The following is a 24,676-nucleotide window of genomic DNA, read 5'->3' as shown; positions in this document are numbered from 1 at the left end:
AATTTAACAGAACCAATAATTTAAAAAAGGTGCCTCCAAAAGTAATATTTTTGGAGGCACCTTTATCTTTTTGAATCTAAATTGCTATACTTGTCCATACAAGTATTTAAGACGATTTAACCAAGTGGATTTTAGTAAATACTCGGTGACATAGAAAGTAAATACTGTAGGAACCAAGACTAAAAATAAATAAAAAGGTTATCGGCCATTTAAAAAGGATAAGTGCCATTAATCCAATATAAAGGATTGCTGTAAGAGTAGTCAGCAAATATCTAATGGAAAAGAATAGTGAATTTTTGATTGCATTTATCCAGTTCACATTATAATTAGCGATTGTTGGAAAGATAAAAATTGAGGTGAAGAGAATTAAAAAGCCCATTAAAAACAAAACCGGAAACAAGATATACTGAAAAGAACCAACATTTTTTAATAGCATAAAATCTATAGCAAATAGACCGCAAAAGACAATCCATAGAATTCCAAGACCAAAACTTTGTTTGAAATTCTCCCTAAAATATTGAAAGAATGGCCGAAAAACACTAAAATCTTTATGCAATATCCATTGCCTTGTAACGCAATACATTGCGACTGTTGCAGGGAAAATCGTTATTACAGGTATACATAATAACAACCATATAACATTTAACTGAAAGAAAGCAGTAACTACCTCAAGGATGCGAAAGAATTTACCGTCATACCTCAACATAATTTTCACCAAATTCCTATGATTTTTTGTAAAAGGGTGTCCACCAAAATTGGGGACACCCTTATTTGTTGAAAAAAAGCAAACTCCTTACTAAAAACAACTTTTTGCATTTATTTAGGTGTCTTTTGTAGTAATGCTGTGGAATTCCGAATAACAAGTTCAGGTTCATAAATCGTTGAGTGCTCAATGCTGCCTCGCTTTTCAACAGCAGAAACAATCCATTTTGCCGCTTCAATCCCCATATCCATTTTCGGATGCGTAACAGATGTTAGTTTAACATCTGTAGCTTCCGCCAAGGAAGAGTCGTCGTATCCGACAATGGAAACATCCTCAGGAACGCTTAAGCCAATTCCTCTTAACATGAATAAAACCTGCAATGCTAACTGGTCATTATAACAAACAATTGCCGTTGGCTTATCATCTGTCGTGAAAAACTGCTGTAATTGCTCCACTAGATTATTATCCTTTTCTTCTGTTGTATAGGTAATAACCATATCCGGGAAAAACGGGAGGTTATGTTCTCTAAATGCGCGGATAAACCCTTGCATCCGATTGACTCCCTGAAGGTCATCCGTTTTGAAAAGGCCAATTATTTTCTCGTGGCCTAGATTGATTAAATGTTCAGTCGCAATAAAACCGCCGTGTTCATCATTCATGATGATGTGTGGAGGCATCAGCTGAGAATAGAACTGGTTAATCATTAGATAGGGAATATTATTTTGTTCTAATTGTAAGTAGTAATGAATGTTAGGGTTGTAATTGCTACTTCTAGTCGGCTCTACGATTAAACCATCAATATTTCGGCTCAGCATCGTTTGCAGGCATTGTTTTTCTTTCTCCACATCATTATCTGTACAAGCAAACGTTAGTGAGTAACCTTGTGCTGTTAGATAAGATTCAATTCCTTTGATAATAGACGGAAAAATATAATCAGAAATATATGTTGTAATAACGCCAATATTTTTCCCATTTGTATTTAAACTTTTAATAGGAGAAATCATTTCAGATTCCACATTTGGTTGTAACAATTTATTCGAGCAAAAAGTACCTGCTCCTTGTTCTCGGTAAAGCCATCCTTCATGGACTAAATCCCCAACGGCTTGACGGACGGTATGTCTGCTGACCCCAAACATTTTAACCAGTTCATTTTCAGAATAAATCTTTTCTCCAGGTTGTACCTTCCCACTTGTGATCCATTCTGTTATTTTTTCCTTTACCATATTATATTTCGTCTTCTGGGCCATTGGTATCACCTTCTTTCAACTTGTATGAAAAACCTTCAACTTATACGTACAACAGTTTTATAACATTATCGTAACAAAAATAATTAAAAAAAACTATGAAAAATTTTTATTTATCTTTTCGAGTATAATAAAAATTTTAATAAAAGAAGTTAATTAGTGTCGAATCCATTAGAAAAGTGACTAATTAACACGAAAAATCATGAATCTAATGTTCATTGAAAAGAATTTCATCTGGGCTTTGTTGAAAGAATCTAAGCAGATCGATTATTATCGTATAAAAAGCTTATAAATCAACCACTTGACACGTACGTACAAAAAATAAAAATTAATAGAAAAATGATTGACATGTACGAACAGGTATATTAATATTTGAAATATAAGGAATACGCTTTCACGGTTTTACAAAAATCGATAAAAAAAGCCTTATAAAATATCATACTTAAGACTTATAATCTTAATAAAGAGGGGCTTTTTAGGAGGGATTCATATCTAATCACTTTTACATGTCCGTACATCTAAATTAAAGAGTTAACTAGTTTACTAACATTAACACTTTATTTTTTATTGAAAAGTGATTACGCTTCCAATGGTTTTAATTTTTACGCAATTTTTAAATCAATTTAATTGGAGGGATTTACTTGTTTAAAGCATCTAAAAAAATAAGCGCACTTTTGTTGCTAGCGATTTTGGTGGTTGGTTCCATCCTTACAGGATGTGGAAATCAATCTAGTGGAGGTAAGGACGGCGGCAAAACAGAACTTACTTTTATGTTCCGCGGTCAGCCTAAAGAATTAGAAGCCTATAAATCGACTGTTAAGAAATATGAAGAGTCACATCCAAATGTAAAAGTAACCGTTGTCTCTGTCGCTCCTGACCAATACGATACAAAATTAAAAGCTGCGATTGCAGGACACAAAATTCCGGATGTTTTCTTCTATAACCCAGCTCAAGTTAAAGCATATGTAAACTCTGGAATCTTATTAGACATTACGAAATATGTTGAAGGTTCAAAAGATGTTAAATTAAGCGATATGTGGGAAAAAGGGGTTAACAAATATCGTTTCGATGGCAAAAATCTTGGCGAAGGCGCAATCTACGGTTTACCAAAGGATATCAGCGGATTTGCACTAGGCTACAATAAAACAATGTTTGAAAAAGCAGGAATTCCACTTCCTGACAAGGATAAGCCATATACTTGGGACGAATTTATCAATGTAGCAAAACAATTAACAAAAGATACAAATGGTGACGGAAAAGTTGACCAATTCGGTACTGGATTTAACGTTCAATGGTCATTACAACCATTCGTTTGGAGTAATGGTGCAGACTTCATCGATAAAACACATACAAAAGTAACGATCGATGATCCTAAATTTATTGAAGCATTACAATGGTTTGCTGATCAGCAAAACAAATACAAAGTAACTCCATCTATCTCTGAAGCACAAACACTTGACACATACCAAAGATGGATGAAAGGCCAATTAGCGTTCTTCCCTGTAGGTCCTTGGGATATGGCAACATATGCAACATTACCTTTTGATTACGATTTAATTCCGTGGCCTGCTGGCTCAACTGGTAAGTCTGCTGCATGGATCGGTTCACTTGGAATTGGTGTAGCTTCAACAACTAAAAATGCTAAAGCTGCTGCTGAATTAGCAACTTATCTATCAGCTGACCAAGAAGGTCAAAAAGCATTAGTCGATGCACAAATTCAACTTCCAAACAGCGTAAAAGTTGCAGAAGAGTGGGCTGCAAATACTTCTGTAAAACCAGCAAACAAGCAAGAATTCTTAGATATTATCAATGATTATGGCCGCAGCTTCCCAGCTGAGTTCACTTATACCGGTGAATGGTATGATGAATTCTTTAAAAACATTCAGCCTGTCCTTGACGGCAAGAAAACAGCTGCACAGTATGTAAAAGAAGAAAAGCCAAAAATGCAAAAACTATTAGACGCAGCGATTCAACAAGAAAAACAATCTGCAAAGAAATAATATCGTTTTTGACATAGTGTAAATGGTGCTAGTTTAAGGAAGTTTGCTAGCACCATTTATTCCTTTTATCTAACTTTTTTAGTGATAAGAAATTTAGAGAAAGGGAGATGTACTCGACAATGTCATTGAAAGGGTGGGGAAAGATGAAAACAACATCCAAGCTGTATCGTACGGAACAAAGATACGCCTATTTATTTATAGCGGCACCGGTTTTAGGATTCCTCATATTTGCTTTGGTTCCTTTATTGTATTCGATCTACGGGGCGTTTACGGATTGGAACGGTTTAGGACAGATGAATTTTATTGGACTAGAAAACTTTAAGAATTTATTTCAAGATGAATATTTCTATAAGTCTATGTATAATACCATCTTTATGATGCTGGGAATTCCGATTGGTATCGTATTAGCACTACTGCTTGCTTTAGCTTTAAATAGAGGAATCCCTGGAACGAATACCTTCCGAGTTCTCTATTATATCCCGGTTATTTCTTCACTAGCTGCCATCTCTATTTTATGGCAATGGGCTTACAATGGCGATTATGGTTTAGTTAACCAATTTTTAGATCTTTTTGGCATCAAGGGTCCAAACTGGCTGCAAAATACAGGCACAGTTAAACCTGCCTTAATTATAATGGCAGTATGGAAGGGCTTAGGCTATACGATGTTATTGTATTTAGCAGCACTTCAAAGTGTTCCTAAATCCTTTTATGAAGCGGCTAAGTTAGATGGAGCGAACGCGTTCAAATCTTTTTGGTACATCACTTTGCCAATGGTAAAACCAGTAACCTTCTTCATTATCGTAACAAATATTATTGGCGGCGCTCAAATCTTTACAGAAATTAACGTTATGACCCCAACTGGCGGTCCTGAATTTAGCTCCGCATCCGTTGTATTCTACATCTGGCAGAAAGCATTTGGTAACTTCCAATTAGGTTATGCGTCTGCAATGGCCTTGGTACTTGGACTTTTCATCTTTATAGTTACCTTAATCCAGTTTAAGATCAACGAGAAAAATTCTTTTGATTTGGATTAAGATCGGTGAATAAAAGAGTAATAGAAAGGGGCTAGAAAAATGGAAGCTGCAATTGCAAAAAAGACGGTTAAAGCAGAACCAATGTCTGAAAAAAAGAAAAATAGAATTACAAATATATTTGTTTTTGCCTTGCTTACTATTGGAGCAATCTTCATGGTAGCTCCGTTAATGTGGATGTTTTCCACATCCCTTAAATCAAAGGAAGATGTCTTTTCTTTACCTCCAGTATGGATTCCTCATACCATTTCTTTCAGTAAGTATGCTGAAATCTGGGATATGGGACCGCTTTTATCTGGTATCGGCAATAGTTTGATTGTAGCAATAACAGTCACAGTAATCGGAACATTCACTTCCAGCTTAGCAGCGTTTGCTTTTTCAAAATTACAATTCGCTGGAAAGAATAAGATTTTCATTACACTCTTTGCTTCTGTCATGATTCCGTATCCTGTTGTCATGATTCCGCAATTCATTATGTTTTCAAATATTGGCTGGATTGATAGTCTATTGCCTTTAATCGTGCCTGGATTGTTTGGCAACATTTTCATGATTTTCTTTTTACGTCAATTCTTAACCAGCATTCCAAATTCAATCATCGAAGCGGCAAAAATTGATGGATGCTCTTATTTCCAAATCTTTTATAAGATTATCTTCCCATTAATCAAACCAGCGGTAGCTGCCCAGTTAATCCTTTGGTTCATGGGAATCTGGAATGATTACTTAGGTCCAATTCTTTATTTGAACTCACCAGAAAAACAAACATTACAGTTAGTTATCGCAAACTTTAATGCATCATACGCGATTCAAAGTGACTACCCGCTCATTATGGCGGCATCTATGGTAGCGTTATTGCCGATGCTAATTGTATTCATTATCTTTCAAAAACAAATCATCGAATCAATTGCGATTTCCGGTGTAAAAGGTTGATTCAATTAAATTATTGTTAGTGCATTTATAATGAACATTCACAGTTTAATAGAAAGAAAACGTAAGGGCACTTATTATCACTTGTTTTGATAAGTGCCTTTTCTTATCAAAAAATACTAGTGTCGTTTCATAGACTGGGAGAATAATGAATGAAAACAAAAACTAAAGTAATTCTGATTGGTGTGTTGTTAGCTGTAATCATCATCCCAGCGTCTATCTTTGGGTTTAAACACTACCAACCAAAGGAAAATGATTTTACAGGAATAAAACTGCCTTCAGCCCCGGCAAAAACGCCAGTTAAAAATGTTAACTCCGATGTTCTTTATGATGAAAAGAAGTGGACGACTAATTTTACCCATGATGGAGCCATTATTAAAACGGATGGCTGGTATTATGTGTTTTCTACCGATTATATGGTCGGCGCACCGCCTACACCGGGGATCCAAATCAGAAAATCAAAGGATTTGATTCATTGGAATTTTGTTGGCCGTGTCTTTGAACAAGTTTCGCAAGAGGCGTGGGACTGGACGCATGGAACAACATTTTGGGCGCCAAACGTCATTCAAATGAATGGAAAATACTATCTATATTATTCTGTTTCTGAGGTAGGGAAAAGGAATTCTTATATTGGTCTAGCGACGAGCGACAAAATTGAAGGTCCTTGGAAGGATCAAGGAGCAGTCTTTAAATCGAAAGAAGACGACGGAAATACCGTTAATGCGATCGACCCAGACATAACCATTGATAAAAGTGGCCAGCCGTGGATGGTGTATGGATCCTATTTTGGCGGGATCTTTATTACAAAGGTCGATAAAAATACCGGTAAATTAGTAAATCCTAATGATCAAGGAACCTTGCTTGCCCAAAGGAAGGATATGAATGCTGGAATTGAAGGTCCAGAAATAATCTATAACAAAAAAACGGGTTACTATTATTTAACTGTTTCTTATGATTGGTTAGAAGATACGTATAATGTGAGGGTTGCCCGCTCTAAAAATATCACAGGGCCATTTTTAGACTATAACCATAAGGACATGATTGACCCAAGCGACGACTCCTTTAATACCGGAAATAAAATCGTAGCAGCTTATTCTTTCGGAAAAGATCCGGGCTGGCTGGGAACAGGACATAATGGATTACTTCAAGATGGAGAAAACTATTATCTCATTCACAATGCTAGAGCCGGAGAGGATAAGTACTGGTCGCATCTGCATGTAAGAAAAATGGTCTGGACCGATGATGGCTGGCCGGTCGTGTCTCCTGAACGATATGCAGGCGAAACGGAGCAAAGGGTGATCGAGTCCAATTTAATTGGAGAATGGCAGCAGATCGTTTTGAATCGCTTTGATGATGCTATGGAAGGTTCGACAAAGTTCCAATTACTCGCTAATGGAGAAATTAAGAATGGCAAAAGGAAAAGCCATTGGAAATTGACAGGAAAGAACACATTACAGTTGTCCATATATGATCCCGGGGTTGCGCCTAAAGACTATTGGAATTTTACTGTAAAGGTGATTCCGGCCTGGGATTGGGAGAACTGGAGGGGTACATTGGTTTTTACAGGAATGAATCAGGAAGGTACCGTTATTTGGGGAAAGAAAATAATAAATAAATAGTCTAAACTATTAAATTAATATAAAAAGGCATTGAAAAAAAATTCATAGATGGTAAAATTTAAATTGAGTTATACGTACAAGTTTTGATGATTAAATGAGTTGTAAGGATAACTAATGATGTTATCAAGGTTGCAATACTAATGCTTGAAATGAACTAGATAATTTCTATCAACCAAATTAAAGAAGTTTCTATAAAATAGGGGGAAATTACATGTGTTGTGATGTGGAAAATGCCATTCAAAGTGGCAAGACAGTACTTGGTATTGAACTTGGTTCAACCCGAATTAAAGCAGTTCTCATTGGAGAAGATAATGCACCAATCGCATCTGGCAGCCATGACTGGGAAAACAGCTATGAGAACAATATATGGACTTATAGCATAGAGGATATTTGGAAGGGTGTACAAGACAGCTATCAAAAAATGGCTAAGGATGTGAAACAGCAATACGGAGTTACGATACAAACAGTAGGAGCAATTGGTTTTAGTGCGATGATGCATGGCTATATGACCTTCGATAAAGATGGAGAGCTTCTGGTACCCTTTCGAACCTGGCGTAACAATATTACCGAACAGGCTTCGAAAATACTGACAGAACTTTTTAACTACAACATTCCACAAAGATGGAGTATTGCTCATCTATATCAAGCTATCTTGAAGAAGGAAAGACATATTACTGACATTAGCTTTCAGACAACTCTAGCTGGTTATATTCATTGGAAACTAACAGGACAAAAGGTTTTGGGAGTTGGTGAAGCATCCGGTGTATTTCCAATTGACTTGAATACGAAGAACTATAATCAAACCATGATCAAACAATTCAATGAATTGATTGCACCTCATAATCTGCCTTGGAAACTTGAAGATATTCTGCCGAAGGTATTGGTAGCGGGTGAAAACGCTGGTGTACTTACAGAAGAAGGAGCGAAGCTTCTGGATGTTACCGGAGAGCTAAAGGCTGGTATTCCACTTTGTCCGCCGGAAGGTGATGCAGGAACCGGTATGGTCGCAACAAACAGCGTAGCGAAACGTACAGGTAATGTCTCAGCCGGAACTTCTGTTTTTGCAATGGTTGTACTGGAAAAAGAACTGTCCAAAGTTTATACCGAGATCGACCTTGTTACCACACCTACTGGTAACCTGGTAGCGATGGCTCATTCCAACAATTGTTCCTCAGACCTGAATGCATGGGTCGGATTGTTTGACGAATTTTCAAAAGCAATGGGTATGGATGTTGACATGAATAGATTGTATGGAACTCTATATAATTTGGCCCTTCAAGGGGACCCGGATTGCGGCGGCTTACTTGCATATGGTTATCTTTCCGGTGAACACATTACCCACTTTGAAGAAGGTCGTCCACTGTTTGTCCGTTCTTCTGAAAGCAATTTCAACCTGGCTAATTTTATGCGTGTACATTTATATACAGCATTGGGCGCGCTGAAAATGGGAATGGATATTCTGCTTAAACAAGAAGAAGTGAGACTAGATGTGATCCTAGGTCATGGCGGCTTGTTTAAGACGAAAGGTGTTGGACAAAGCATCATGGCAGCTGCTCTCAATGTTCCTGTTTCTGTTATGGAAACTGCAGGAGAGGGCGGAGCATGGGGGATCGCCCTGCTTGCATCTTATATGATCAAAAAATCCAATAATGAAACATTGGAAGAGTATTTAAGCCACAATGTATTTGCAGAAAGAACTGGTACGACTGTGTCTCCAGTTCCAAAGGATGTTGAGGGATTTGAGCAGTTTATGAAGCGTTATACCAATGGACTTGCAATTGAAAGCGCAGCAATAACCAATCTAAAGTAAATATAAAAAACGTAAATTAATTATAAAAATACCATTGAAAAAAAACAGATAAATGGTAAAATTTAATCAAGGTTATACGTACAAGTTAAAGTTGTTCGCATAACTTATCGGAATTAATGATAAGGTTGTCACCTTATCAAATATCTTGTACGTATAATAAATTTATTTTTATAGAATGTCTGAATTAGAGCTATTAATCATTTTTAGATTAATAAAAATTTTATTAGATTTGTAAACGTATTCTTTTTTGAGGGTAAGGAGGAAGAAACCGTATGTTAGAACGTTTGAAAAAAGAGGTTCTGGAAGCTAACTTAGCGCTTCCAGAACATGGATTGGTTACGTTTACTTGGGGAAATGTGAGCGGAATTGACCGTGAATCAGGCCTGGTTGTGATTAAACCAAGTGGTGTACCGTACGATGAACTGCAAATCGATGATCTTGTTGTATTAGATTTAGATGGAAACATCGTGGAAGGGAGCTTAAGACCTTCTTCCGATACACCAACACATCTTGCATTGTATCGGGCATTCCCGCAAATTGGTGGAATTGTTCATACTCACTCCCCAGGAGCAACAAGCTGGGCGCAGGCAGGACGCCCGATTCCGGCACTTGGTACGACACATGCTGATTATTTTTACGGAGAAATTCCTTGTACACGTACCCTTTCCCAAGGGGAAATTGATCGTGGATATGAGCTTGAAACAGGCAATGTGATCATTGAAACCTTTGAAAAAGAAGGACTTGACCCTGTTGCAATGCCTGGAATTTTATTATCAGGTCATGCTCCATTTAGCTGGGGAAAAAATGCCAACCAAGCCGTGCACAATGCGGTTGTTTTAGAAGAAGTGGCCAAAATGGCGTTAAACACATTTACGCTTAACCCGCAAATTAAGCCGATCGACCAATTCTTGCTTGATAAACATTATCTTCGTAAACATGGTGCTAACGCTTATTACGGACAGAAGTAGTCTAATAGAATACTAAATGCCGAAATCCCAGATAACTTGTACGGATGACTGGCTGCAGAGCACAAATTTAATAAATTACTATAACCATATCTATCCTTAGGAGGAATTACAGTGTTAACTACAAAAGCCTATGAATTCTGGTTTGTTACAGGAAGTCAATTATTATACGGAGAAGATGTACTTCGCCAAGTGGAAGAAAACTCAAAAACAATTGTAAATGGATTGGATTCGGCTGTACCTTATAAATTAATTTTTAAATCAGTCGTAAAGGATTCGGATTCTATCCGCAAATTGATCCTCGAAGCAAATGCGGATGAAAATTGTGCGGGTATCATTACTTGGATGCACACATTCTCACCATCAAAAATGTGGATTGCAGGCCTTTCTTCTCTTCAAAAGCCTTATCTACATTTAGCTACACAATTTAACCGTGATATCCCTTGGGATTCAATCGATATGGATTTCATGAACTTAAACCAAGCAGCCCACGGTGACCGTGAGCATGGTTTCATCGCAGCACGTATGAAAGTAAAGCGTAAAGTTATTGTTGGTCATTGGGAAAACCAAGAAGTAAGAGAGCGTGTTGGCAGCTGGATGAGAACAGCAGCAGCGTTTGAGGAGAGCAAAAACCTTAAAGTTGCAAGATTTGGTGACAATATGCGCGAAGTAGCGGTAACAGAGGGGGATAAGGTAGAAGCGCAAATCAAATTTGGCTGGACAGTAAACGGTTACGGAGTGGGTGACCTCGTTCAACGAATGAATGATGTAACCGAACAAGAAATTGACCAGTTAATGGCTGAATACGAGGAGCATTATGATATTACTCCAGAAGGACTTACAGATGGTCCAGTTCGTGATTCCATCCGTTATCAGGCTAGAATTGAACTTGGTATGAAAGCATTCTTAACAGAAGGCGGTTATACTGCATTCACAACTACTTTTGAAGATTTACATGGCATCCGTCAGCTTCCTGGTTTAGCAGTACAGCGTTTAATGGAACAAGGCTATGGTTTTGCTGGTGAAGGTGACTGGAAAACAGCAGCGCTTGTTAGATTGATGAAAATTATTGCAGGTAATGAAGGAACTTCTTTCATGGAAGATTATACGTATCATTTTGAGCCAGGGAATGAAATGGTTCTTGGTTCTCACATGCTTGAAGTTTGCCCAACCATCGCTGCCACTCGTCCAAAAATAGAGGTTCATCCACTTGGAATCGGCGGTAAAGAAGACCCTGCCCGAATTGTATTTGATGGAAAAGGCGGCTGCTCTGCATTGAACGCAACCATCGTTGACCTTGGGCATCGTTTCCGTCTACTTGTAAATGAAGTAGATGCGGTTAAGTTAGAAAAGGATATGCCAAAGCTTCCTGTTGCACGCGTATTATGGAAGACTCAGCCATCTTTAAGTCAAGCAGTTGAAAATTGGATCCAGGCTGGCGGGGCGCACCATACAGGCTTCTCATATAAGGTAACAACTGAACAGCTTAGAGACTTTGCTGAACTAGCTGGAATTGAGTTCCTAGTAATTAACAATGACACAAACACTCATGCATTCAATAACGAAATCCGCTGGAACGACGTTATCTTTCGTTAATTAAAACGGTTTAAAACTACTTAATAAAAAAATCAGGGCTATTAGAAAAATAATAGTCCTGATGGTCACTTGAGACCATTATTTTTATTGTTATAAAGGGGAGAGACTACGGGGCAGGTGAGACCCCACAGGCGCAATAGCGCCGAGGAGGCTCACCGGCACGCCCGCGGAAAGCGAGCTTCTTTCGCTGCAATCAACAACCAAATTAAACAGAACCAAATTCTAATAACTCAAAATGGAGGCGTTTTTGGTGGCTAATAATGTAATTATCAACGCAGATATCCAAAAAGGAAAAATCAATAAAAATATCTATGGTCATTTCGCAGAGCACCTTGGAAGATGTATTTATGAAGGAATTTGGGTTGGTGAGGATTCTTCCATCCCAAATACAAAAGGAATTCGGAATGACGTTCTAGCAGCATTAAAAAACATCAAAGTTCCAGTCCTTCGCTGGCCAGGCGGCTGTTTTGCCGATGAATATCACTGGAAAGATGGTATTGGCCCTAAGGAAAACCGCAAACGAATGGTTAATACTCACTGGGGCGGTGTCGTAGAAAACAACCATTTTGGTACACACGAATTTATGCTTTTATGTGAATTACTAGAGTGTGAGCCATATATTTGCGGAAACGTTGGAAGCGGAACGGTTCAAGAAATGTCAGAGTGGGTTGAATACATGACCTTTGAAGGCGAATCACCAATGGCCAACTGGCGCCGTGAAAATGGCCGTGAAGAGCCATGGAAATTAAAGTATTTTGGTGTTGGTAACGAAAACTGGGGCTGCGGCGGAAACATGCGTCCTGAATATTATGCTGATCTTTACCGCAGATACCAAACCTATGTAAGAAACTATGGAAATAACAAAGTTTATAAAATTGCCGGCGGAGCGAATGTCGATGACTATAACTGGACAGAAGTGTTAATGAAAAATGCCCACTGGTTAATGGATGGCTTAAGCCTTCACTATTACACCATTCCAGGAGACTTCTGGTTAGGAAAAGGATCTGCTGTTGATTTCCCTGAAGACGAGTGGTTTATTACCATGAAAAAAGCTCTTCATATGGATGAGTTAATTACTAAACACAGTACGATTATGGATAAGTACGATCCACAAAAACGCATTGGCATGATCATTGATGAGTGGGGTACATGGTTTGACGTTGAGCCAGGTACAAACCCTGGATTTTTATACCAGCAAAATACGATTCGTGATGCATTAGTGGCAGGATTACACTTCAACATCTTCCACAACCACGCAGATCGTGTTCAAATGACAAATATTGCTCAAACGGTTAACGTATTACAAGCCATGATTCTGACTGAAGGCGAGAGGATGATCCTTACTCCAACGTATCATGTATTTGATATGTACAAGGTTCACCAGGATGCAGAAGTTTTAGCTGTTGATTCTTCATTTGGATCTTATGAGTATAATGGTGAAACATTGCCGCAGGTAACAGTATCTGCATCGAAAAATGCAGAAGGCAAAATCCATGTAAGCTTATGTAATATCGATCACCAAAACGGGGCTGAATTAGATTTAGACCTACGTGGTATTAATGCAGCGAATACAAAGGTGTCAGGCACCATTATCACTGCAGACACGATGAATGCTCATAACACATTTGAACAGCCGGATGTAGTTAAACCAGTTGAATTCACAGGTGTAGCTATTGAGAATAATAAATTGGCCATCAAGCTTCCAGCAATGTCTGTTGTGACATTAGTTATTGAATAGGCTCTTGATTGGAGCGAAGCCGCCTGGAGCGGTAATCAACAGACCAAAACTAACAAAGATATTGAATAAAAGAAGAAGGCGGGGAATGACAGTGAATCAGAAAAGTCTGTGCAAGGGCTGCGTGGAAAGTGTAATCGTAACGGAAGAGATCATTCAAGAATTAGTCAAAGAAGCCGAAGAGAACCCAACTGTTATTGTTTCTGACGAGGTCTATCTAGCAAGATTAAAGACTTGTGAGAGCTGTCCTTCCCTGCAATATGGTACCACTTGTGCACATAGCGGATGTATCGTCCGCTACCGGGCCAAGTTTAAAAACAAAAACTGTCCTTTCGCAGGTAAACCAAAATGGGATAAAGTCAGTTAACTAGTATTTATAGTAGTTTTCTCGTTGATAAGACTATTAAGAAGGCAGGGGAGGAAGAATGAACATGTCCAACCAAAAGGCAAAAATGATTTTAGAAAAGGATTTTAAAGTATCTGAGATCGATAATCGTATTTACGGTTCTTTTATCGAACATTTAGGACGTGCCGTTTATGGCGGTATTTATGAACCAGGTCATCCTCAAGCAGATGAAAATGGCTTCCGTCAAGATGTGATTGAAATGGTAAAAGAACTGCAAGTACCGCTTGTTCGTTATCCAGGCGGAAACTTTGTATCCGGATACAATTGGGAAGATGGCGTGGGACCAGTTGAAAGCCGCCCGCGTCGGTTAGAATTAGCCTGGCGTACAACAGAAACAAACGAAATGGGTACGAATGAGTTCATGAAATGGGCCCAGCTTGTAAACGCGGATGTAAACATGGCTGTTAACCTTGGAACACGCGGTATTGATGCTGCTCGTAATTTAGTCGAGTATTGTAACCATCCTGGCGGCTCTTACTATAGTGATTTACGAATTTCCCATGGAGTAAAAGATCCTTATAACATTAAGACTTGGTGTTTAGGGAACGAAATGGATGGTCCTTGGCAGATTGGTCACAAGACTGCTGCTGAATATGGCCGTCTTGCCCAAGAAGCGGCAAAGGTTATGAAGTGGGTGGACCCTTCAATCGAATTAGTTGCCTGTGGAAGCTCAAACAGAAATATGCCTACATTTGCAGATTGGGAAGCAACTGTTCTTGATCATACCTATGATCATGTTGAGTTTATTTCTCTGCACCAATATTATGGCAACCGTGACAATGACATTTCAAACTATTTAGCCCTTTCCTTAGAAATGGATGATTTTATTAAATCTGTCATTTCTATTGCTGACTACATTAAAGCGAAAAAACGCGGCAAAAAGAATATTAATCTATCTTTTGACGAGTGGAACGTTTGGTATCACAGCAATGAGCAGGATAAAAGAATTGAACCATGGAGCATTGCACCACCACAATTAGAAGATACTTATAACTTTGAAGATGCTCTATTAGTAGGCTGTATGCTGATTACATTGCTAAAGCATGCGGACCGTGTGAAAATTGCCTGCCTTGCACAATTGGTAAACGTTATTGCGCCAATTATGACTGAAGATAACGGACCTGCATGGAAGCAAACGATTTTCTATCCATACATGCATACATCTGTATTTGGCCGTGGAGTTTCGCTAAATCCTATCATTTCAAGTCCTAAATATGATAGCAAGGATTTTACGGATGTTCCATATTTAGAGTCAACAGCTGTCTACAATGAAGAGGAAGAAACATTAACCATCTTTGCAGTAAACCGTCACCTTCAAGAAGGCTTAGACCTAGAAGTGGATATCCGTAATTTTGAAGGCTACGAAGTAGTCGAGCATATTGTCCTAGAAAATGACGATATTAAGCAAACGAATTCAGCTAAGGGAACCCCTGTAGCTCCTCATTCAAATGGAAATGCTAAGACCGAGAATGGCGGCGTAACGGCTATTCTTCCGAAGCTTTCTTGGAATGTAATCCGTTTAGCGAAACGTAAGTAATTCTCTTTATATTCCATATCTTTTTAGTCAACTAGACTAAGAGGATATGGACTATTTTTTATTTGAATGATATGCGCTTAAGCGATAACACAGGAATGAAAGGCAGGATTAATATGAAGGTTATCCAAGAAAAGTTTGGTGAATTAAACAATCAAACGATTAATTCTTATAAACTCGTTAACGACCATGGTATGGAGCTTACTTGTATTAATTATGGCTGTATTATTACGAAAATAACCACGCCTGACAAAGACGGAAACTATGAAAATATTGTCTTGGGATATGATAGTTTAGAAGAATATGTGAAGGGAAGTTATTTCTTCGGTACAGTTGTCGGACGTGTAGCAGGCCGCATAAAGGGCGGAACGTTCGAACTTGATGGAAAAACCTATACCCTCGCAAAAAATGAAAACAACAACCATCTCCATGGGGGGAATAAAGGGTTCGATAAAGTGATTTGGAATGCTTCTATAATAGAGAATGACGAAGAAGTAAGTGTTCAATTGGCATACCTGAGCCCTGATGGTGAAGAGGGTTACCCAGGAAATGTAAATATAAAGGTAACTTATACACTCAATAATCAGAATGAACTAACCATCCACTATTCAGGAATTTCGGATGAAAAGACATTATTAAATATGACCAATCATTCCTATTTTAACCTAAGTGGAAATATTAAAAGGGATATTCTCAATCATTCACTATCGATTAAAAGTGATAAGTTCCTAGAATTAAATGATGAATTGCTTCCAACCGGAGAACTGCTGGATGTTTTTGGGACGCCGTTTGATTTTACTAGTGAACGATTGATTCAATCGGGGGTTGAATCCAATCATCCGCAAAATCAATTAGCAGGCCAAGGATATGATCATCCCTTTTTACTATCATCCAATTATGACCAAGAAATTGTTCTTACAGATTCTGAGAGCGGACGTACATTGACCATTGAAACCGATGAGACAGGAGTCGTTGTCTACTCTGGAAACCAAATGAAATCAGAAGGTGAGATTTACGGTGTTCCGTCCCGTAAATACCTTGGCATTTGTTTAGAAACGCAAGGGTTGCCAGATGCTATCCACCACCCTAACTTTCCTTCCTGGGTCTTAGAAAAGGACCAAGAGTATACATCTGTGACAAAGTATAAATTCGGAGTTGCAGCTAAATAAATAGGTTTGGATAGTTGAAGGAGCAGGAGGAACGTTAATGGAAAAAATAATAACTGAAATTATGAGTCTAGCCAATAGTTGTGACTGCGGCAATCATCATAATCAGATTCCGATTGAAACCATTTTAGTAGGAAACGATGTATTAGGAGAAGCAGCTGCTTATTTAGAAAGAAAAGCTTTTAAAAAGGCAGTCATAATTGCTGACGAGCAGACTTTCCGTGCTGCTGGAAAAGAATTAACCACACATTTATCAACAACAAAGGTTGTCTATTCTACCTGTATACTGCAGCCTGATGATAATAATGATGTAGTGGCAGACGAAAAGTCTTTAGTGCAAGCATTGTTAGGTACTACTCAAGATACTGATGTCATTATAGCTGTAGGTTCTGGTACCATTCATGATATTGCCCGCTTTACAGGTACTAAAATGAAAATTCCGTTCATTTCTGTTCCTACTGCTCCTTCTGTTGATGGATTTACATCTATGGGTGCACCATTAATTGTGAGGGGAATGAAGAAAACCTTTCAAATGATGGCACCTATTTCCGTATTTGCTGATTTAAGCATACTACGGAAGGCACCAAAGAAAATGATCGCGGCAGGATTTGGGGATATGTTAGCCAAATATACATCCCTTGCGGATTGGAAATTTGGGCATCTTACTTATGGTGAACCATATTGTCCCCTTGTTGCAAACATTACGAGGGAGGCTCTTCATTTATGTGTTGAAAAAGCGGATAAAATTGCCGCCGCTGATGAAGAAGGTATCCGCATTTTAATTGAAGCCCTTATTCAATCTGGATTAGCGATGTTACTATTTGGCCAATCTCATCCAGCTTCAGGAGGGGAGCATCACCTCTCACACTATTGGGAGATGGAATTCTTAAGACAAAACCGCCCGCAAGTCCTTCACGGGGCCAAGGTGGGGGTGGCTGTTGCGCTCCTAGCAGATGTATATGAAAGGGAATTTATCCCAGCCATCTCTGTACAGAGAAAATTAGATGATACGATAAAAACAGTTGAAGACTATTGTATCGTTAGAAATATTAAAGAAAACATTGAAGAAATTAAAGCGGTATACACGGCTATTCCGATAGCTTCTCAACTGCGTGAACTTATCGAAAAAGTTGGAGGAGAAACACTGCCAAGCCAACTGGGGATTGATGGAAATCTCGTCATGGGAAGTTTAACCGAAGCCCACCATTTAAGAGATCGTTTTACAGCGTTAAAGTTTCTAAATGAGGTAATCAAAGTCAATCATCATGAAGAAGTGAGATAAATGAAAGAGACAGGTGATCAAATATGCCTAAGATTGAAACATTAAATAATCCCATTGTCGAGCAGCGTGCCGATCCATGGGTATATAAACATACAGATGGTTACTACTATTTCACAGCGTCTGTACCGGAATATGACCGGATTGAAGTTAGAAGGGCTGCAACCATACAAGGGTTGGGTGAAGCAGCACCTGTCGTTGCCTGGAGAAAACATGAAGAAGGCCCAATGAGCGCAAACATTTGGGCACCTGAGATTCATTACATTGACGGAAAATGGTACATCTATTATGCAGCCGCAAGGGTAGATGAGATTTTTGACCATCGTATGTATGTGATCGAAACTGATACCGAGAACCCTCTTGAAGGTACATGGGTAGAAAAAGGTCAAGTAAAAACAGATTGGGGGTCTTTCTCACTTGATGCCACTACTTTTGAGCATAAGGGGCAAAGGTATTATGTTTGGGCACAAAGAGATCCTGAAATTGTTGGCAACTCCAATCTTTACATTGCAAAAATGGTCAATCCTTGGACGATTGAAGGACCTCAAGTGATGATCACAAAGCCCGAGTATGATTGGGAAACCATTGGTTTCTTAGTAAACGAAGGTGCGGCAGTCTTAAAGAGAAACGGAAAGATCTTCATTTCCTATTCGGCAAGTGCCACGGATTACAATTATTGCATGGGGCTCCTTTCAGCAGATGAAGATAGCGATTTATTAAACCCTGCATCGTGGAAAAAAACAGAAACACCTGTATTTCAAACAAATGTAGAAAACAGTCAATACGGACCGGGGCATAACAGTTTCACAGTATCAGAAGACGGAAACCAAGATATTCTTATCTATCATGCTCGTAATTATCGCGATATTGAGGGCGACCCGTTATGGGATCCAAACCGTCATACTCGGGCTCAAGTGTTTACTTGGAATGAAGATGGAACACCAAATTTTGGTGTCCCAGTCGCCGATGCAAAATAATAATGAACAGCTGACATTATGTTTGGAAGGAAGATTATGATGGTAAAAGTAACAATTGAAGAGGCAAAAACAGCACAGGATTTGATTATCGAACAGAGAGCAGATCCATGGGTTTATAAACATTCGGATGGATATTATTACTTTACCGCCTCCGTTCCGGAATATGATCGTATCGAGGTTAGACGTTCAAAAACCATCCTGGGTATAGCTGATGCAGAACCTGTTACCGCTTGGAAAAAGCATGAAACAGGACCAATGAGTGCTCTGATTTGGGCTCCAGAAATTCACTATATTAATGGCAGTTGGTACATTTATTATGCTGCTGCACCCTCAAAGGAAATAATCGATGGACTTTTTCAACATCGCATGTTTGTGATTGAAAACAAATCTCCAAATCCGTTAGAAGGTACATGGGAAGAAAAGGGACAAATTAAAACAGATTGGGAATCATTTGCATTAGATGCAACAACATTCGAGCATAAAGGACAGCAATATCTTGTCTGGGCTCAAAAGGATCCTAACATCCGCGGTAATTCTAATCTATATATTGCTCCATTAGAAAACCCTTGGACGATTAAAGGGCCGCAAGTGATGATTGCTAAACCGGAATATGATTGGGAAACGATTGGATTCTGGGTAAATGAAGGGCCAGCTGTACTTAAGAGAAATGGGAAGCTCTTTATTTCCTATTCCGGAAGTGCAACGGATGAGAATTATTGCATGGGCCTTTTGACTGCGGAAGAATCAAGTGATGTGATGGACCCAAATTCATGGAGCAAATCGGAAGTACCGGTATTTAAAACCAATTATGAAGCAGGCCAATACGGTCCTGGACATAACAGTTTCACAGTTTCTGAAGATGGCAGCAAGGATATTCTTGTCTATCATGTAAGAAACTATACAGAAATCGTTGGAGATCCACTATATGATCCAAACCGCCACACTTGCGCGAAAGAGTTTACTTGGAATCCGGACGGTACTCCAAACCTAGGTTTTCCTAGTTAGATCTAATAATAATTAGCAGAATAGGTTCATATCTTTTCTTGATATGAATCTTTTTCTGTAAATAAAGCGAACGTAATGAAGAGGCCGGCTGGTCTTCGCTTAGAGCTTTGATGTGAAATTTTATAAGGTGGACAGGAAAATGGCAACTTCAATTGATCAAAGAAACATGAGCTTAAGAACTATCACATGGCCTATTTTCATAGAGTTATTCTTGCAAACGATCATGGGCAGTACCGACACCATTATGCTCTCGCATATTTCTGATCACGTGGTAGCAGCTGTTGGTGTTGCCAATCAGCTTGTCTTTTTTACGATACTAATCTTCAGTTTTACTGCAACAGGAACGGCGGTTCTAGTTTCACAATATTTAGGTGCGGGAATGAGAAAAGACGCAAAGCAGGCATCAGCTATATCCATATCTATTAATCTAGTCATCGGATTAGTAGTTAGTTTGTTAATGGTCATATTTAAGGGGCCGCTTTTAGCAATGTTCCATCTTAAACCGGATATTGCCGAAATAGGTTATGAATATTTATCTATTGTGGGCGGGACCCTGTTTTTGCAAGCTGTCCTCGTTACTGTTTCTTCTATCTTAAGAGCACACGGCTTTACAAGAGAGGCCATGTTTGTCTCTGTGATGATGAATGTGATTCACTTAGCGGGCAATAGTATTGTTATTTTTGGATTATTTGGATTCCCGGTGCTGGGAGTTAAGGGTGTTGCTATTTCAACTGCATTAAGCCGGGCTGCTGCTTTACTTATAGCATTTATCCTTATGTATAAAAGGCTTCCAATAGCTATAAAAAAAGAAGATTATTTTAACTTCCAACTATCGCAAATTAAAAAAATCTTAAAAATTGGCATACCGGCTGCCAGTGAACAAATTAGCTATAATACGAGCCAGATGGCGATGACTGCTATTACCGCGATTATTGGAGCGGCCGCTCTTTCCACTCGAGTGTATACCTGGAATATCATGTCGTTCATCATGTTATTTGGTTTAGCGATGGGGCAGGGAACGCAAATTCTCATTGGATATCGAGTAGGAGCAGGAGATTTTGAAGGTGCCTATCGTCAATTACTGAAAAGTTTAAAATATAGCTTTGTTATTACGATTTTTATCTCGATTTTAGTTGTTATTTTTAGAGAAGATATTATGCGTATCTTTACGAATGATAAAGAAATTATCCATACGGGTGGTAAGTTATTGCTATTGTGTTTGATACTCGAACCGGGCCGGACCTTTAACATCTTGGTCGTCAACTCACTCCGGGCAACCGGTGATGCCGCTTTTTCAGTAAAAATAGGCTTGCTATCCATGTGGGGGATTGCTGTACCGATTTCTTATTTTTTAGGGATTCATCTGGGATTAGGCTTGGCTGGAATTTGGATTGCCTTTATCGTCGATGAATGGGAAAGAGGCATTGTCATGTATTTCAGATGGAGAAGCCGGGCATGGGAGAAAAAAGTATTGGTTGTTAATTCAAAAACGGCAACAGCCCGTTAATATCAATGAAAGTGAAGGGGATTTAAATAATGAAATATCGCAGACTTGGAAACAGCGGATTAAAGATCAGTGAAATTGGTTTGGGAAGCTGGTTAACCTATGGGAAGGCTGTCACTGACAATACGGCACATGACTGCATCCATAAAGCATATGAATTAGGGATTAATTTTTTTGATACAGCAAATGCCTATGAAGGCGGGAAGGCGGAGGAGGTCCTCGGCGAAGCGCTAAAGGTGTATCCAAGAAGCAGTTATGTTGTTGCTACGAAACTCTTCTTCCCGATGGGGAATCGGCCAAATGAACGCGGTCTATCAAGGAAGCATATCGTTGAACAATGTGACGCTAGTCTCAAGCGGCTCGGCCTAGACTATATTGATTTGTACCAATGTCATCGCTTTGATCCAGAGGTACCAGTTGAGGAAACACTATATGCATTAGATGATCTAATTAGGCAAGGGAAAATATTATATGCGGGAGTCAGTGAATGGAGTGCCGACCAAATTGAAAATGCTGTGGGAATCGGTAAAGCCAATCACTTACGGCCGATTATTTCAAATCAGCCAATCTATAACATGTTTGAGAGATATATAGAAAAGGAAGTCCTGCCAGTTTGTACGGAAAAAGGTATTGGACAAATTGTCTTTTCACCGTTAGCCCAAGGGGTTTTAACAGGAAAGTATAAACCTAATACAGAAAAGCCTGAAGACAGCCGGGCCGCGAATGATTCGACTAACTGGGTGATTAATAGTTATTTCAGAAATGATGTTCTAGAATGTGTTCAGCAATTGAATGGTGTGGCTGAGGAGTTAGGCGTAACATTAAGCCAGCTGGCACTCGCTTGGATTCTTCGTCATCCTAGTATTAGTTCAGCTATTATTGGGGCCAGCCGTCCACAGCAAGTGGAGGAGAATGTAAAAGCGGTTGATTTAGTATTAACTCAGGATGTATTGGACGAGATCGAAAACATACTTGAAAAGATAAAAGATTTTGCTCCATTAAGGTAGATGACATTGTATTAAACTATTTTAATAGAAAAAAGGTGGAATCTATGGCAGCTATTTATAAAAGTGGAGAAGAATTAATGAATGAGGTAAGAAAGACAAAGATTTACGGAGAATCTGTTTCCTTTTGGAATTTAGGTCAAGCCGGTATCCTTTTAAAGGGAACAGAAGAGGATGGGCTCCTTTGTATCGATCCTTATTTAAGCAGAAGTATTGAAGAACGGGACCCGAAGACTGAATTTAAGAGAGCTTTTCCACCGGTTGTTGAACCGGGAATGCTTCGAGACTTAGATGGTGTTTTAGTTACACATGGACACGATGATCATTTAGATCTATTAAGCATTAAAGAGATTGCAAAAGGCTCTGACTCCATGTTTGCAATCCCAGCACCGCTCATCTCGTTAGTTCAAGAACATGTGGGAAAAAAATATATACACGCCGCTAAAGATGGTGAATCCTTTACAATTAAAGGATTTGAGATTACACCCATTCCTGCGGCTCATACGGAATACGAAACGGATTCGTTAGGAAATCATACATTTTTAGGGTATTTCATAGAGGTCAACGGAATTCGTCTATTTCACAGCGGGGATACAGTAGTGACACCTGAACTGATTGAAAAGGTAAAAGAATTTAAACCACATGTTGCTTTCTTGCCAATCAATGGCGGAGACTATTTCCGCACTTCACGAGGAATTATTGGAAACATGAGTTTCAGAGAAGCAGCCGACTTTTCGGCAGCTGTTGGGGTAGACCTGATTGTTCCGATTCATTACGATATGTTTCCGAATAATCGAGAGAATCCTGTTTATTTTGTGGATTACTTGTTTCATTGCTACCCTAACCAAAAATTCCACATGATGGTTCCAGGTGAAAGATTTATTTATCATAAATAATTTTCATAAAAGGGCATGCAGACATTTGCATGCTTTTTTTCACCAGGAAATTATAAAATTTTCGCTTGTGGATAATTGTTAATAAAAGGACTGTCGACGTCCAGCTCCAGCGCCTAGCCCCTCGATGGTCTACAGCCACTCAGGGAATGAAGGCAAAGAAAGCCTTCTTTCCCTGAGCGTCTTATGCTTGTCGGGGCTGTTCAAGGCGCTTGCGCTTTTGTTCTTAGATTAACTAAATAAATTTCGCGTCCTATATTGAAAATATAGGAAATTAGTAGTAATGTTATAATTGTTAATAGATTTATTAATGATTATTAAGGTGGAATTACTACATGAATTTAGATATATCAGAACAATCACTTCCTGTTTTTGAAGCGCTTGCAAGTAAGGTAAGAATGAAAATTATTCACCTTTTGGCGGAACACCCTCGAAATGTAAAGGAACTCGCGCAAAGCTTAGAACTCACCAGCGCCATCATGACCATGCATGTAAAGAAATTAGAGAAAGCGGGAATTATCCAGTCGGAATTAGTCTCTGGTAAAGGCGGATTACAAAAAAAGTGCTATCTTGTGACTGAAAAAATAGAAGTATTATTTCCTTCAAAGGAACGTGAACTAAAGAAATTTCATGAAACAGAAGTGTCAGTTGGTCACTATACTGATTTTTCCATCGAACCAACCTGTGGAATTGCAACCACTGACACGATTATTGGAGAATTTGATGATCCTAGGTATTTTCTCTATCCTGACCGAATGAGTGCCAAGATTTTGTGGTTTGGGAAAGGGTATGTGGAATATAAGCTGCCTAATTTCCTCCTGGGCAATCAAGACCCAAGCGAACTTGAAATATCTTTAGAGCTTTCATCTGAGGCACCATTTACGAACAGTAATTGGCCGTCGGATATCCATTTTTATCTAAATAATGTCGTATTGGGGAAATGGACTAGTCCCGGAGATTTCGGCGATAGCAGGGGGAAATTCACACCTGACTGGTGGCCGAGTGAAGTCAATCAATATGGATTGCTTAAACGGCTCCGTATAACATCAGACGGTACCTATATGGATGGGTTAAAGATATCAGATGTTAGTCTTGATGATGTTAGTATTCGTGAGAAGCAATGGACGTTTCGGATTGCTGTCCTTGAAGAGAGCCAAAATGTCGGCGGGGTTACTCTATTTGGAACAGGCTTTGGCAATTATGATCAAGATATTCTTTTCCGCCTCTATTACAATGATAGTGAATTAACCAAAGAAGAGACAGAAAAACTTTCATAAAAAA

At 38.9% G+C, this 24,676-nt stretch carries 20 protein-coding genes; 18 read left to right on the top strand and 2 right to left on the bottom strand.

Features of this window, described 5'->3' with window-relative positions; genetic code table 11:
* Window positions 1–106: 106 nt before the first annotated feature.
* Window positions 107–706 carry a YesL family protein gene (locus AAHB15_RS30190; protein WP_446715863.1) on the bottom strand — a complete coding sequence of 200 codons (600 nt, stop codon included), beginning with the start codon at window positions 704–706 and terminating at the stop codon, window positions 107–109.
* A 110-nt stretch (window positions 707–816) separates the two neighbouring features.
* Window positions 817–1,950 carry a GntR family transcriptional regulator gene (locus AAHB15_RS12375; RefSeq protein ID WP_335572505.1) on the bottom strand — a complete coding sequence of 378 codons (1,134 nt, stop codon included), beginning with the start codon at window positions 1,948–1,950 and terminating at the stop codon, window positions 817–819.
* A 638-nt stretch (window positions 1,951–2,588) separates the two neighbouring features.
* Between AAHB15_RS12375 and AAHB15_RS12370 the strand changes: the two genes are divergently transcribed.
* From AAHB15_RS12370 to AAHB15_RS12285, 18 genes are all read left to right on the top strand, one after another.
* The gene (locus AAHB15_RS12370; RefSeq protein ID WP_335572506.1) at window positions 2,589–3,947 is read left to right on the top strand and encodes an ABC transporter substrate-binding protein; all 1,359 of its coding nucleotides are present in this window, start codon (window positions 2,589–2,591) and stop codon (window positions 3,945–3,947) included.
* Window positions 3,948–4,090: 143 nt separating this feature from the next.
* Window positions 4,091–4,981, top strand: coding sequence for a carbohydrate ABC transporter permease (locus AAHB15_RS12365; protein WP_335572507.1), 891 nt, complete (start codon window positions 4,091–4,093; stop codon window positions 4,979–4,981).
* An 81-nt stretch (window positions 4,982–5,062) separates the two neighbouring features.
* The gene (locus AAHB15_RS12360) at window positions 5,063–5,905 is read left to right on the top strand and encodes a carbohydrate ABC transporter permease (RefSeq protein ID WP_335572522.1); all 843 of its coding nucleotides are present in this window, start codon (window positions 5,063–5,065) and stop codon (window positions 5,903–5,905) included.
* Between the two features lie 149 nt (window positions 5,906–6,054).
* Window positions 6,055–7,521, top strand: coding sequence for an arabinan endo-1,5-alpha-L-arabinosidase (locus AAHB15_RS12355; RefSeq protein WP_342042475.1), 1,467 nt, complete (start codon window positions 6,055–6,057; stop codon window positions 7,519–7,521).
* A 211-nt stretch (window positions 7,522–7,732) separates the two neighbouring features.
* Entirely contained in the window at window positions 7,733–9,331 is a 1,599-nt protein-coding gene (locus AAHB15_RS12350; protein ID WP_342042474.1) for a xylulokinase, read from the top strand.
* A gap of 272 nt (window positions 9,332–9,603) precedes the next feature.
* On the top strand, window positions 9,604–10,299 hold the full coding sequence (araD, locus tag AAHB15_RS12345) for an L-ribulose-5-phosphate 4-epimerase (RefSeq protein ID WP_342042473.1): 696 nt from the start codon (window positions 9,604–9,606) through the stop codon (window positions 10,297–10,299).
* Between the two features lie 111 nt (window positions 10,300–10,410).
* Entirely contained in the window at window positions 10,411–11,892 is a 1,482-nt protein-coding gene (araA, locus tag AAHB15_RS12340) for an L-arabinose isomerase (RefSeq protein WP_342042472.1), read from the top strand.
* A 235-nt stretch (window positions 11,893–12,127) separates the two neighbouring features.
* Window positions 12,128–13,630, top strand: a complete 1,503-nt coding sequence (locus AAHB15_RS12335; RefSeq protein ID WP_446715862.1) for an alpha-N-arabinofuranosidase — start codon at window positions 12,128–12,130, stop codon at window positions 13,628–13,630.
* A gap of 85 nt (window positions 13,631–13,715) precedes the next feature.
* The gene (locus AAHB15_RS12330; protein WP_335572513.1) at window positions 13,716–13,994 is read left to right on the top strand and encodes a DUF6171 family protein; all 279 of its coding nucleotides are present in this window, start codon (window positions 13,716–13,718) and stop codon (window positions 13,992–13,994) included.
* A gap of 64 nt (window positions 13,995–14,058) precedes the next feature.
* Window positions 14,059–15,570 (top strand): arabinosylfuranosidase ArfA, encoded by a 1,512-nt coding sequence (arfA, locus tag AAHB15_RS12325; RefSeq protein WP_342042470.1) that lies wholly within the window; start codon window positions 14,059–14,061, stop codon window positions 15,568–15,570.
* 113 nt (window positions 15,571–15,683) lie between these two features.
* Window positions 15,684–16,736, top strand: coding sequence for an aldose epimerase family protein (locus AAHB15_RS12320; RefSeq protein ID WP_335572515.1), 1,053 nt, complete (start codon window positions 15,684–15,686; stop codon window positions 16,734–16,736).
* 37 nt (window positions 16,737–16,773) lie between these two features.
* Entirely contained in the window at window positions 16,774–18,015 is a 1,242-nt protein-coding gene (locus AAHB15_RS12315) for a sn-glycerol-1-phosphate dehydrogenase (RefSeq protein ID WP_342042469.1), read from the top strand.
* A gap of 23 nt (window positions 18,016–18,038) precedes the next feature.
* Window positions 18,039–18,989 carry a glycoside hydrolase family 43 protein gene (locus AAHB15_RS12310; protein ID WP_335572517.1) on the top strand — a complete coding sequence of 317 codons (951 nt, stop codon included), beginning with the start codon at window positions 18,039–18,041 and terminating at the stop codon, window positions 18,987–18,989.
* 36 nt (window positions 18,990–19,025) lie between these two features.
* Window positions 19,026–19,994, top strand: coding sequence for a glycoside hydrolase family 43 protein (locus AAHB15_RS12305; RefSeq protein WP_342042468.1), 969 nt, complete (start codon window positions 19,026–19,028; stop codon window positions 19,992–19,994).
* Window positions 19,995–20,133: 139 nt separating this feature from the next.
* Window positions 20,134–21,501: an MATE family efflux transporter gene (locus tag AAHB15_RS12300; RefSeq protein WP_335572519.1), complete on the top strand. Its 1,368-nt coding sequence runs from the start codon at window positions 20,134–20,136 to the stop codon at window positions 21,499–21,501.
* Between the two features lie 29 nt (window positions 21,502–21,530).
* The gene (locus tag AAHB15_RS12295) at window positions 21,531–22,505 is read left to right on the top strand and encodes an aldo/keto reductase family protein (RefSeq protein WP_342042467.1); all 975 of its coding nucleotides are present in this window, start codon (window positions 21,531–21,533) and stop codon (window positions 22,503–22,505) included.
* A gap of 44 nt (window positions 22,506–22,549) precedes the next feature.
* The gene (locus tag AAHB15_RS12290) at window positions 22,550–23,398 is read left to right on the top strand and encodes an MBL fold metallo-hydrolase (protein ID WP_342042466.1); all 849 of its coding nucleotides are present in this window, start codon (window positions 22,550–22,552) and stop codon (window positions 23,396–23,398) included.
* Between the two features lie 332 nt (window positions 23,399–23,730).
* Entirely contained in the window at window positions 23,731–24,672 is a 942-nt protein-coding gene (locus tag AAHB15_RS12285) for an ArsR/SmtB family transcription factor (RefSeq protein WP_342042465.1), read from the top strand.
* Window positions 24,673–24,676: the final 4 nt, after the last annotated feature.

Origin of the sequence: Bacillus sp. OTU2372 (assembly GCF_038440275.1) — a bacterium.
GTDB lineage: Bacteria > Bacillota > Bacilli > Bacillales > Cytobacillaceae > Neobacillus > Neobacillus bataviensis_B.
The sequence above is the reverse complement of the archived record's forward strand: the minus strand, read 5'-3'. Positions and strand labels throughout refer to the sequence as shown.

Excerpts from the sequence above, each read along its gene's own strand:
- AAHB15_RS12310 (WP_335572517.1), top strand. The coding sequence starts at position 18,039 with ATGCCTAAGATTGAAACATTAAATAATCCCATTGTCGAGCAGCGTGCC.
- arfA (WP_342042470.1), top strand. The coding sequence starts at position 14,059 with ATGTCCAACCAAAAGGCAAAAATGATTTTAGAAAAGGATTTTAAAGTA.
- AAHB15_RS12305 (WP_342042468.1), top strand. The coding sequence starts at position 19,026 with ATGATGGTAAAAGTAACAATTGAAGAGGCAAAAACAGCACAGGATTTG.
- AAHB15_RS12285 (WP_342042465.1), top strand. The coding sequence starts at position 23,731 with ATGAATTTAGATATATCAGAACAATCACTTCCTGTTTTTGAAGCGCTT.
- AAHB15_RS12335 (WP_446715862.1), top strand. The coding sequence starts at position 12,128 with ATGGAGGCGTTTTTGGTGGCTAATAATGTAATTATCAACGCAGATATC.
- AAHB15_RS30190 (WP_446715863.1), bottom strand. The coding sequence starts at position 706 with ATGTTGAGGTATGACGGTAAATTCTTTCGCATCCTTGAGGTAGTTACT.
- AAHB15_RS12295 (WP_342042467.1), top strand. The coding sequence starts at position 21,531 with ATGAAATATCGCAGACTTGGAAACAGCGGATTAAAGATCAGTGAAATT.
- AAHB15_RS12360 (WP_335572522.1), top strand. The coding sequence starts at position 5,063 with ATGTCTGAAAAAAAGAAAAATAGAATTACAAATATATTTGTTTTTGCC.
- AAHB15_RS12355 (WP_342042475.1), top strand. The coding sequence starts at position 6,055 with ATGAAAACAAAAACTAAAGTAATTCTGATTGGTGTGTTGTTAGCTGTA.
- AAHB15_RS12365 (WP_335572507.1), top strand. The coding sequence starts at position 4,091 with ATGAAAACAACATCCAAGCTGTATCGTACGGAACAAAGATACGCCTAT.
- AAHB15_RS12320 (WP_335572515.1), top strand. The coding sequence starts at position 15,684 with ATGAAGGTTATCCAAGAAAAGTTTGGTGAATTAAACAATCAAACGATT.
- AAHB15_RS12330 (WP_335572513.1), top strand. The coding sequence starts at position 13,716 with ATGACAGTGAATCAGAAAAGTCTGTGCAAGGGCTGCGTGGAAAGTGTA.
- AAHB15_RS12290 (WP_342042466.1), top strand. The coding sequence starts at position 22,550 with ATGGCAGCTATTTATAAAAGTGGAGAAGAATTAATGAATGAGGTAAGA.
- AAHB15_RS12350 (WP_342042474.1), top strand. The coding sequence starts at position 7,733 with ATGTGTTGTGATGTGGAAAATGCCATTCAAAGTGGCAAGACAGTACTT.
- araD (WP_342042473.1), top strand. The coding sequence starts at position 9,604 with ATGTTAGAACGTTTGAAAAAAGAGGTTCTGGAAGCTAACTTAGCGCTT.
- AAHB15_RS12315 (WP_342042469.1), top strand. The coding sequence starts at position 16,774 with ATGGAAAAAATAATAACTGAAATTATGAGTCTAGCCAATAGTTGTGAC.
- AAHB15_RS12300 (WP_335572519.1), top strand. The coding sequence starts at position 20,134 with ATGGCAACTTCAATTGATCAAAGAAACATGAGCTTAAGAACTATCACA.
- AAHB15_RS12375 (WP_335572505.1), bottom strand. The coding sequence starts at position 1,950 with ATGGCCCAGAAGACGAAATATAATATGGTAAAGGAAAAAATAACAGAA.